Origin of the sequence: uncultured Chitinophaga sp. (genome assembly GCF_937874145.1) — a bacterium.
GTDB lineage: Bacteria > Bacteroidota > Bacteroidia > Chitinophagales > Chitinophagaceae > Chitinophaga.
The window spans coordinates 1-6,070 of the sequence record NZ_CALNBI010000279.1 but is presented as its reverse complement, the minus strand read 5'-3'; the positions used below and the strand labels follow the sequence as shown (position 1 = coordinate 6,070).

Below are 6,070 nucleotides of genomic sequence, written 5' to 3'. Positions count from 1 at the left end.
ACACGGAAATGGCCGGTTTGCTGCGGGATATTCTACATAACCGTGTCATTCGTACAGTGGTTCATGACCAGAGCTTGGATTTGGTAATGGAAGAACTCTCTGCGATCCGTGGCGAAATCCGGGCAATTGGAGTCAATGTAAATCAAATTACAAAGTACTTCAATACATACCCGGAGCCACAACGCAAAGCTTTTTATGCAAAAACGGCGTTCTCGCGTTACGTGGATCTTCAGCCCAAAATTGAAACGCTTCTCCAAATTGTTGCAAAACTCGCGCAAAAATGGTTGCAAGAATCTCCTGCGGCAGGTCGATAAAATCCGCAATTCACTACAATGAGGCAAAGTTGGCAGACGGAAAGGCTACGCTAATTCTGTCCTCCAGGTTTGCTTGCAACGCAGACGATTTGACAGTTCGGCAGAAAATCACACGGTTCGAGTCCCTTATTTTTAAAAACTGCATAGCGATGTGTTAAGTATATTTCTCTTCAACGACCGGAGGTTGTAGCATTTCCGATAATGAAACGCCGAATATCTTAGCGATATGTGCCAGGGTGAGTATATACATATCAGATTTGCCTTTTTCGAACAATTCAATTTCACTTATTTCAATGCCTGAGATTGTTGAGAATTTTTCCTGGCTAAAACCATTTTTGTTTCTCAATCTGTATAAATTGGCTCCAACAATCTGTAAAATGTCAGGCATCCTCCGTTTTTTTTGCAAATTATACTAAAACTTGCTAGTGAACAATGGGTTTTGAGCCAACAGGGAAATTTCCTGCCAGTTATTTTCCCGAAAAGAGGGATATTCAACTTTAAATTAGAACTGACCGTTATATATTGGAATGTTTTCAACTTTGTTGAAAACGGGTTAGGTTTGGCTTCCAAAACTACCAACCATTATGAGATTTTTCTATGAGCCTGGTTTTCAGCATATCGATTTCGACGCTGTTCGCCCAGGAGAGAGCTTTATGCCTTCGCTTTCCTGCAATTTCGCCAGACGGAGAAAAGGTCGCTTTTGTTTTGCGGCGCGAATGCTTCGCGGAAAAATTTGCTTGATGAACGTGAATTGTATTGTCACTGTGATTAATTTCATTCACCACCCAAGCCCTAAATTTACCGAGGCAGTTAAGTTATTGTTTGAAATATCAATATAACGTTATTGGTCGAAGCCTTCACCTTGAACCGGAATGCCCTCGGCTTTATTGGTGAATCCCCGAATTTCACAGTATGCTTCTAATCAGATTTTTTCGAACAATGAATTCAGGATACCGTTATTAATGTAATGATTATCAGTATTATATATTTTTGCTTAAATATCAAAGTAGGGCGATTTACAACTCTACTTTTTTTATGATTGTGAAATTTATCGGTAAAAAAAGTATGTTTACAAGTGCATACATTTCGACTTGAGCAAGATGTCCGTCCATACAGATACAGAATTATTTAATCGTTTCCGTCAAGGGAATGAGGCGGCATTCCGGGAGATTTACCATCTTTTCTATTCCAGAGTCTATTATTTCGCACAACGATATGTATCGGAAGCGGATGCAGAAGATGTGGCAGCGGAGACATTTTTCAAGATTTGGACCAGGCGGAAAGAATTCGAAGATATCAGCCATCTTTCCTCCTCGATGTTTGTTTTTACGCGCAATCATTGCCTGTCCCTTATTTCCAGGCTGCAAATGCAGGAGAAGCGGAAACAAGAACTGTTATTGCTAATGGAATCCGAGCAACAAGATTTCACATTGGAGCCTGTGCGAAGTGAATTGGTGAAGCTTCTTTATACGCAATTGGGTCAGCTTCCCGAGAGAACCCGGAATGTTTTCCTGCTATCGTTCCAGGAAGGGCTTAAACCCGCACAGATAGCGGAAAGGTTGGGGGTTAGCGTTAAAACAGTTAAAAATCAAAAAGTTACAGCCATTAAATTGTTAAAGGACGCGTTGTCCGGTCATTCGTTGGAACTGGTGTTGTTAACCCTTCTTCACCTGGATAAATTCGGAAATTCCTGATTTTTTTTAAAAAAGTTGTCAATTGGTTAGGACGTTTTTAATTCCTGATCGTATTGTTTGTATTGAATAATCATGAACCTTGATTCGACGCGCATAGCTACATTGTTATTGAAACGGTCCCAAGAGGGATTGTCGGACCAGGAGGCGGCCGAACTGAATGTATGGTTGGCTGCCTCCGTCGTGCATCAGCATTTCGCGGACGAGCTGGAAGACGGAGCGTTGTTTTCCGAGCTTGTTTCGCGTTCGCACCAGCAATCCGAGGACATCGTCCTGGGAAGGGTAATTGACAGGATCCTTGAAGGAGGAGGTTTTGCTTCTGAACCACCGCCGGAAAGGGAGACGCCCCACCTACGGCCATTGGTTAGGTGGCTGGCAGCCGCATCTGTATTATTTGTATTGGCAGCCAGTTCGTACTGGTGGGCAATATCCTTCAGCCCGCAAGAACCCACAGTAGCGGACGCAAGGCCGGTGACGGTGATGCCGGGAAAGAATGGTGCAATCTTGACCCTTGCCGATGGCTCCCAGCTGGTGCTTGACAGCCTGGGGGATGGCAGGGTGGCTTCCCAGCAAGGTGCGAACGCAGTGCTAAAAGCCGGCAGTCTGGCTTACGATCAAACCGGGCCAGGTTCCAACGAGACGGAATTTAATACAATGACGACGCCCAAGGGACGGCAATTCCATGTGACATTGCCGGACGGCACCGGCGTTTGGCTCAACGCGGCTAGCTCCTTGCGCTACCCAACAGCGTTCGCGGGGAAGGAGCGAGTCGTAATACTGACCGGGGAGGCTTACTTCGAAGTGGCGAAGAACGAGAAGATGCCATTTCGAGTTGAGGTGAGCAACCGTGCCACCGTGGAGGTACTGGGCACGCATTTTAATGTAAAAGCTTACACCAATGAGGAAAGTATCGACGCCACCCTGCTGGAAGGATCGGTAAGGGTTACAGCTGGGGAAACCCACGACCATGGGAATGCCGTGCGGTTAAAACCAGGTCAACAGGCAAGAATTCCCCGGACGGGCGACCGGGCCGATGGCCTCCTCCGGGTGGTAGCGGTAGCCGATATCGACAACGTGATGGCATGGAAGAACGGTACTTTCAATTTCGAGGGGCAGTCGCTGGTAGAAGTGATGCGCCAGTTGGAACGTTGGTATGATATAAATGTTTCTTATGAAGGAAGTCCCCGGGGGATGAAATTTTTTGGAAAAATGGATAGGAACATTACTTTAAATGAACTCCTGACTATATTGTCGAATAACGGCTTGCAATATAGGCTGGAAGGGGGAAAGACGCTTATTATTCATTAATAAAGGAAAATCGTCGCAACTATGATGAATCGCCGACGGGCTGTTGCCCGTCCGGGAAACTAATGTATTGTAAAATCGAACGCCTGAAAAAAAGCCACGGGGTGAGGCCCGTGGCGGAAAGTTCAGCTGTTTCAAGGGTATTGGATCACCACATTTAATCAACCAAACCGATCGCAATTTATGGAAAAAAAGGTAAAGCACCTTTGTGCCCGGGCACAAAGCGGAGCCTACATGAAATTTCTTTTAAGGATGAGATTGACTGCGCTACTACTTACTGTTGTTTTCTTGAACGTGCATGCCTCCAGCCTTGCGCAGCGCGTCTCATATTCGGGCACGAATGTCCCTTTGAAACTTTTGTTTAACGCAATTGAGAAGCAAACGGGATACTTGGTATTCGGAAATGAAGCCCTAATCGGAACGGGGCGAAAGGTAACAATTGCAGCAGAAAACCTTCCTTTACGTGAGTTTTTAGACATCGCGCTCAAAAACCAGCCATTTACATATCAGATCAACAGCCGGACAATCACGTTCGTGCCAAAGAAAACCGAAATTATCCAAAACCCCGCTTTCCGTACGGAAGAGGCCGCCTTCAAGCTAATCAGAGGGAAGGTGGTCGATTCCAGCGGAGCTCCTTTGGAGGGTGTCAACATTCTTCACCAACAAAAGGATCAGATTAAAGCTTATGTCAAGACGGATTCAAAGGGAGAATTCGTTATCAACGCGGACAAAGGAGATCAGCTGACCTTTTCTTACCTGGGCTTTCAGCCATACGTATTACACATAGATCAGCAAGCTTTCCTGTCCGTGACTATGCAGCGGCAGCAACAAAAGTTGGCGGAAGTAACTGTCACGCATGTGAGTACAGGTTACCAGAAAATCAAACCGGAACAGAGCACCGGTGCTGTTTCGGTCATATCCACAAAAGCATATGAAAGCAGGGTCAATACCGATTTCGTTTCTGGGCTGGTCAACCGCTTGCCGGGCCTTATGATCAACAACGACGTTCAGTTTACCAGCAACGTCGACGGTACCGCCTCCAGCAACAATCTCTTCAATGTACGGGGCATTTCCACTATTTCCGCCAACCAGAGCCCGCTGATCGTGCTGGATGGTTATCCCACCGAACTAACGCTCAGTTCCATTAACCCCAACGAAATTGAATCGGTTACCCTCCTGAAGGATGCAGCGGCGGCAACTGTATACGGTGTAAGGGCTTCCAACGGGGTCATCATCATTCAGCGGAAGCAGGCGGCAGTCGGGAAGCCACGGTTCAATTTCAGAAGCACCCTCGGCATACGGCCCCGGGAAAATTATACGCGTTATCGCTGGGACGAGGATGCTTCCGGCATCAACGTTAAATATAACCAAACCAGGTACGCAAATAGCATTAATAATGGTTCGTGGCTGAACTTGCTGACTTATCCCGGTACGATCTATTCCCCGGTATTTTACGCAATGGCCCGGGAGGCGGGTGAAACCATTACGCACGAGCAGGCCGAAAGAGAATTCGCCGAACTGAGCGGGTATGACAATGAAGCGGATTATGCACGATTGTTTCTCCGCCCGATGGTCAATCAAACCTATAACTTCGACGTTTCGGGAGGCTCTCCCGGCGCATTGTATTATATCACGGCGAACTATCGGAAAAACAGGGCACAACAGATCAATAATGACGATGATATGTTCCAGTTGTCCGGTCGCACCAATCTGCAACTTTCAAAGCGCCTTTCCCTCGAGCTAAATACCGATTTCTCCAGGATGCGCAATGCCGCCGCACCGGTGCCCGCTATAGGATCTATCGAACCATATGAACGCCTGCAGGACGAAATCGGCCAGCCGCTCCCTGTCATCTCTAACTCGAGGATCAATCCCTATTACAACGAGTTGCTGATGAATAAAGGCCTCCTGGATAATCTGTATTATCCCCTGGCTGATGTGCATCAGATAAGCGATAAAACAAGTTCGTCGACCAACAGGATTACGGCCAATTTTACATACAGAATAGGACGAGGCTTCAATTTCCGGTTCGGCGGGGTATATGAAAACTCCCGGTCTGAAAATAAATATTATGCGAATGAGGATACTTACGTTGCGCGGCAATACGTTAATTCCTATACGCAACTCAATGCAACTGGAGCACCTACCTATCACATCCCTATGGGGGGCATTTTGCGCCAGCGTAATTTCGGCAGTACAGGCTATACATTTCGGGCACAGTTGAACTACGACAAGCAGATCCATCCCGACCACTCCGTGAACGGCATCATCGGCGCGGAAGTACGGGAGTTGGTCGAGCAATCTTCTGCTGCAGCGTATTTCGGGTACGACGACGAATCTCTCCTGCAACTTCCCGTCAACTACGGCACGGTAAACAGCGGATTCATCAACCCGCTGATCCAGCGTATAGTCATCGATTATAATACATTGTTTAACCAAGCATATGTGAACAACCGGTTCATCTCCGGCTTCTCGAATATCGTTTATGCTTTCAGGAACAAATATTCGTTGAGCGGGAGTCTTCGGGTAGATCAGTCCAACCTGTTCGGCACCAATCCGAAATACAAATACAAACCGCTATGGTCAATTGGTGCGGCATGGAATGTTCACAGGGAAGATTTCATGACTGGATTGCCCTGGCTTAACCAGCTGAAGCTGCGTGTGGCTACAGGCTTCAACGGAAATGTTGCGAAGAATTCGCTGCCCCGCGTAATTGCCCGGAGCGAACTGAACCCCTACGCACAGGTCACCTTCCCTGCC

Annotated in this window: 5 protein-coding genes; 4 read left to right on the top strand and 1 reads right to left on the bottom strand. The window is 47.0% G+C overall.

Translation table 11 applies throughout. From position 1 onward, the window contains the following. On the top strand, window positions 1-314 hold a 314-nt coding region (mobC, locus tag Q0510_RS13790), incomplete at its 5' end, for a plasmid mobilization relaxosome protein MobC (protein ID WP_298712743.1). A gap of 154 nt (window positions 315-468) precedes the next feature. Here the strand turns inward: mobC and Q0510_RS13785 are convergent. Further along, a complete protein-coding gene (locus tag Q0510_RS13785; RefSeq protein WP_298712741.1) occupies window positions 469-702 on the bottom strand; it encodes a helix-turn-helix transcriptional regulator in 234 nt (77 codons plus the stop codon). 712 nt (window positions 703-1,414) lie between these two features. Here Q0510_RS13785 and Q0510_RS13780 point away from each other — a divergent pair. The 3 genes from Q0510_RS13780 to Q0510_RS13770 form a co-directional block, all read left to right on the top strand. Next, window positions 1,415-2,008: an RNA polymerase sigma factor gene (locus tag Q0510_RS13780; protein ID WP_298712746.1), complete on the top strand. Its 594-nt coding sequence runs from the start codon at window positions 1,415-1,417 to the stop codon at window positions 2,006-2,008. A 72-nt stretch (window positions 2,009-2,080) separates the two neighbouring features. Further along, a complete protein-coding gene (locus Q0510_RS13775) occupies window positions 2,081-3,313 on the top strand; it encodes a FecR family protein (protein ID WP_298712738.1) in 1,233 nt (410 codons plus the stop codon). A gap of 180 nt (window positions 3,314-3,493) precedes the next feature. Beyond that, the coding region (locus Q0510_RS13770; protein ID WP_298712736.1) for a SusC/RagA family TonB-linked outer membrane protein at window positions 3,494-6,070 on the top strand (2,577 nt) is incomplete at its 3' end.

What these genes read in the sequence shown, in the direction of transcription:
- Q0510_RS13775 (WP_298712738.1), top strand. Translation starts at nt 2,081, where the DNA reads ATGAACCTTGATTCGACGCGCATAGCTACATTGTTATTGAAACGGTCC.
- Q0510_RS13780 (WP_298712746.1), top strand. Translation starts at nt 1,415, where the DNA reads ATGTCCGTCCATACAGATACAGAATTATTTAATCGTTTCCGTCAAGGG.
- Q0510_RS13785 (WP_298712741.1), bottom strand. Translation starts at nt 702, where the DNA reads ATGCCTGACATTTTACAGATTGTTGGAGCCAATTTATACAGATTGAGA.